The organism is Bradyrhizobium sp. AT1 (assembly GCF_001590795.1).
GTDB lineage: Bacteria > Pseudomonadota > Alphaproteobacteria > Rhizobiales > Xanthobacteraceae > Bradyrhizobium.
The window spans coordinates 1,375,873-1,380,113 of record NZ_JXDL01000001.1 but is presented as its reverse complement, the minus strand read 5'-3'; the positions used below and the strand labels follow the sequence as shown (position 1 = coordinate 1,380,113).

Genomic DNA, 4,241 nt, shown 5'->3' with positions numbered 1-4,241 from the left:
CTTGATGCCCTCGAGCGTCGTGTTGTTGGCGTAAAGCAGCTCGCCCCTCAGATTGACCAGGCCCTGATATTGGTTGCTGGTCTCCAGGATCGCCCGCAGCCGGGCCTCGTTGGATTCGAGTTCGGCGGTGCGTTCGGCGATGCGTTCTTCGAGCGTCTCGTTGAGTCGCCTGAGCTCGATCTCGGCCTGCTTGGCGACGGTGATGTCGTGGGCGACGCCGATGAAGCCGATATGCTTGCCGGTCGGGTCCCAGCGCGGCTGCGATTCCGAGCGCAACCAGCGCCATTCGCCGCTGGCGTCCTTGTAGCGCGCTTCCAGCACGAACGGCTTCAGCGAGGCTTCGCCCTGGACGGATTGCTGCAGCACGTGCGGCAGGTCGTCCGGATGCAGCACCTTGCGCCAGTCGAAGTCGATGGCCTGGTCGTAGGGCAGGCCGACGAAGTCGACATAGGCCTGGTTGGCGAAGGACCGCTTGCGGTCGAGCTTGGTGACCCAGATCGGGACCGGCGCGCTGTCGGCGATCAGGCGAAAGCGCTCCTCGCTCTCGCGCAGGGTCTCGCGCGCGAGCATCTGGTCGGTGATGTCGATATGGGCGCCGACGAGGCGGATGGCGCGGCCATCCTTGTCGCGCTCGATCTTGGCGACGACGCGGATCCAGCGGGTCTCGCCGTCGCTGGGGCGAATGATGCGGTATTCGGCAGTGTAGTCCTCGCTGGTCCCGGCCAGGGCGTCGAAGAAGTGCCTGACCGTGGCATCGCGGTCGTCGGGGTGGATGCGGTTGACCCAGTCTTCGTGCGATTCGTCGGTGGCCTCGGGAGGGAGGCCGTGGATCATCAGATATTCCGGCGAGCGGCGGTTCTTGAAGCCTTCACGGAAATCGACCTCGACCCCGCCGACCTTGGCGATGCGCTGGATGCGCGCCAGCTCGGCCTCGCGTTCCTGAAGCGCGCGATAGGCGTTATCGCGCTCGCGCGCGATTTCTTCGAGGTGCTGGCGCAGCCTTTCGGCGGCGATGGTCTCGGGCAAGGGATCGTTCAAGGCGTCGGCCGTTGTCATGCGGGAGCGCACGTGCCGGACAGATATTCACACAGACGGAGCGTGATGGCCATCGCCGAGAGGGGTGTATGCTGGGAAAGACGCCACAGGGGGGCGTGACGGGTGTAAAGGAAACGTCAGGACTGGCGAATTTGTTCCTGACATTGGAACGATGGGCCGCCGCCGGCGTCTTCGCGAGGCACTGGACGCATCGTTCATAAAGCTCCCTTTCCGAAGAGGCTAAATCTTGAAGCTCTTTGTCTGCCAGGCCTGCGGCAACGTCCTCTATTTCGAGAACCGCGCCTGCGAACGCTGCGGTCATCAGGTCGCCTTCCTGCCCGAGCAGGAGACGATGTCGGCGATCGAACCCGACGGAGAGGCCTGGAAGATCCTGGCCGGCACGGGCGAAAGCCGGATGCTGTGCCGTAATGCCGAGTACGATGCCTGCAACTGGCTGACGGATGCGGGCGACACCACCGGCTATTGCCGCGCCTGCCGCCATAACGGCATCGTCCCGGACCTGTCCGACCCTGCCCAGCTTGCCGGCTGGCGCGAGCTGGAGGTGGCGAAACACCGTCTGTTCTATACCCTGATCCGCTGGAAGCTGCCGCTTCGGACGCGTCAGGACGACCCCGAGCATGGTCTGATCTTCAATTTCCTTGCCGACAATCCGAACAGTGGCGAGAAGATCCTGACAGGCCACGACAACGGCCTGATTACGATTGCGCTCACTGAGGCCAATACCATCGAGCGTGAGCGGCGCCGGCTCGAAATGGGCGAGCTGTACCGTACCCTGCTGGGGCATTTCCGCCACGAGGTCGGGCATTATTTCTGGGACGTGCTGGTGCGCGACGGCGGCAAGCTCGAGGAATGCCGCGCGGTCTTCGGTGACGATTCCGCCGATTACGGCCAGGCCTTGCAGCGCCATTACGCGGAAGGACCGCCACCCGACTGGCAGCAGAGCTACGTTTCGGCCTATGCCACGACCCATCCCTGGGAAGACTTCGCCGAGACCTGGGCGCACTATCTCCACATCGTAGACGCGCTGGAGATGGCCGGCGAGTTCGGCATGGAGGTGCGCCCCAAGGTCGACCGCGACGGGGAGTTGACGGCGCGGATCCGTTTCAACCCCTACGAGGCACGGGATATCGAGGCGATGGTTGGCGCATGGCTGCCCTTCACCTTCGCCATGAACAGCGTCAACCGCGCCATGGGCCTGCGCGACCTCTATCCCTTCATCCTGTCGCCCGCGGTGGTGGGCAAGCTCGGCTTCATTCACAGCCTGGTCCGGGACGAGGCCAAGGCCAGAAAGGCCGATTGCGCCGGGGGACGTTCCTAGGGCTTGCCGAGCCGGTTTCGGTCTTGCGCTGGTACGCCAGAACGGGCCGGATTTAGACCGTTGCCTCCGGCCCATTTTGATGTACCACGGAAGCCACACGGCCCGTCCCCCATAGGCCCCAACGGCCAGGGAAGGGTCCCGCCCAGGGTCGAGACTCAAGAAAAGCATGTTCAAACGCATTCTGATCGCCAATCGCGGCGAAATCGCCTGCCGGGTCATCAAGACCGCTCGCAAGATGGGAATTGAGACGGTTGCGGTCTATTCCGAAGCCGACCGCGACGCCCTCCATGTCGAGATGGCCGACGAGGCGGTGCTGATCGGCCCGCCGGCCGCAGCCGAGAGCTATCTGGTGATCGAGAAGATCGTCGAGGCCTGCCGCAAGACCGGCGCCGAGGCCGTGCATCCCGGCTACGGCTTCCTGTCCGAGCGCGAGGCGTTTCCGCGCGCGCTGGAGGCGGCCGGCATCGTGTTCATCGGCCCGAACCCCGGCGCCATCGCCGCGATGGGCGACAAGATCGAGTCGAAGAAGGCGGCGGCCAAGGCCAAGGTCTCGACCGTGCCCGGCTATCTCGGCGTGATCGAGGATGACAGGCACGCGGTGAAGATCGCCGACGAGATCGGCTATCCCGTCATGATCAAGGCCTCCGCCGGAGGTGGCGGCAAGGGCATGCGCATCGCGCATTCGACGGCCGAGGTTGCCGAGGGCTTCAATCTCGCCAAGGCGGAGGCCAAGGCCTCGTTCGGCGACGACCGCGTCTTCGTCGAGAAGTTCATCGTCGATCCCCGCCACATCGAGATCCAGGTGCTAGGCGACAAGCACGGCAACGTCATCTATCTCGGCGAGCGCGAATGCTCGATCCAGCGCCGCAACCAGAAGGTCATCGAGGAGGCGCCGTCGCCGCTGCTCGACGAAGCCACCCGCCGCAAGATGGGCGAGCAGGCGGTCGCGCTGGCCAAGGCCGTGAACTACGATTCCGCCGGCACCGTCGAGTTCGTCGCAGGGCAAGACAAGAGCTTCTACTTCCTGGAGATGAACACGCGTCTCCAGGTTGAGCATCCCGTCACCGAGCTCGTGACCGGTGTCGACCTCGTCGAGCAGATGATCCGCGTCGCGAGCGGCGAGAAGCTCGCGCTGACGCAGAAGGACGTCACGTTGACCGGCTGGGCGGTGGAGTCGCGTCTCTATGCCGAAGACCCGTTCCGCAACTTCCTGCCCTCGATCGGGCGCCTGGTGAAGTATCGCCCGCCGGCCGAAGCCAGCCACGACGGCATCACCGTGCGCAACGACACCGGCGTGCAGGAGGGCGGCGAGATCTCGATCCACTACGATCCGATGATCGCAAAACTCGTGACGCATGCGCCTTCGCGCGCCGCGGCGATCGAGGCGCAGGCGACCGCGCTGGATTCGTTCTATGTCGACGGCATCCGCCACAACATCCCGTTCCTCTCGGCGCTGATGCATCATCCGCGCTGGCGCGAGGGCCGGCTCTCGACCGGCTTCATCGCCGAGGAATTCCCCAAGGGCTTTGCGGTGCGCGTGCCCGAAGGCGAGGTCGCGCGGCGCATCGCCGCGGTTGGCGCCGCCATCGATCACGTGCTGGGCGAGCGCAAGCGGCAGATCTCCGGCCAGATGGGCGGCCGTGTCGTGCAGCGCGAGCGCCGCCGCGCGGTCTGGCTCGATCGCCAGGAGATCCAGCTAGAGGTCGCTCGCGAGGGCGATGCGATCGCGGTGCGTTTCGTCGATGCCGCCGGCAAGCCCGGCAATGCGCATCTGTTGCAGTCGCCGTGGAAGCCGGGCGATCCGGTCTGGCAGGGCACTATCGACGGCCACTTGGTCGCGGTGCAGGCGCGGCCGATTCCCAATGGT

Annotated in this window: 3 protein-coding genes; 2 read left to right on the top strand and 1 reads right to left on the bottom strand. The window is 65.3% G+C overall.

Annotated elements, in window-relative coordinates; translation table 11 throughout:
* A partial coding sequence (locus SE92_RS06545; protein WP_157095847.1) for a PAS domain-containing protein occupies positions 1-1,068 on the bottom strand: 1,068 nt, incomplete at its 3' end.
* 214 nt (positions 1,069-1,282) lie between these two features.
* On the opposite strand from SE92_RS06545, the gene SE92_RS06540 reads away from it, so the two are divergent.
* Positions 1,283-2,374, top strand: a complete 1,092-nt coding sequence (locus tag SE92_RS06540; protein WP_063194993.1) for a zinc-binding metallopeptidase family protein — start codon at positions 1,283-1,285, stop codon at positions 2,372-2,374.
* A 166-nt stretch (positions 2,375-2,540) separates the two neighbouring features.
* Positions 2,541-4,241: acetyl-CoA carboxylase biotin carboxylase subunit (locus tag SE92_RS06535; protein ID WP_063194992.1), on the top strand; the 1,701-nt coding region annotated here is incomplete at its 3' end.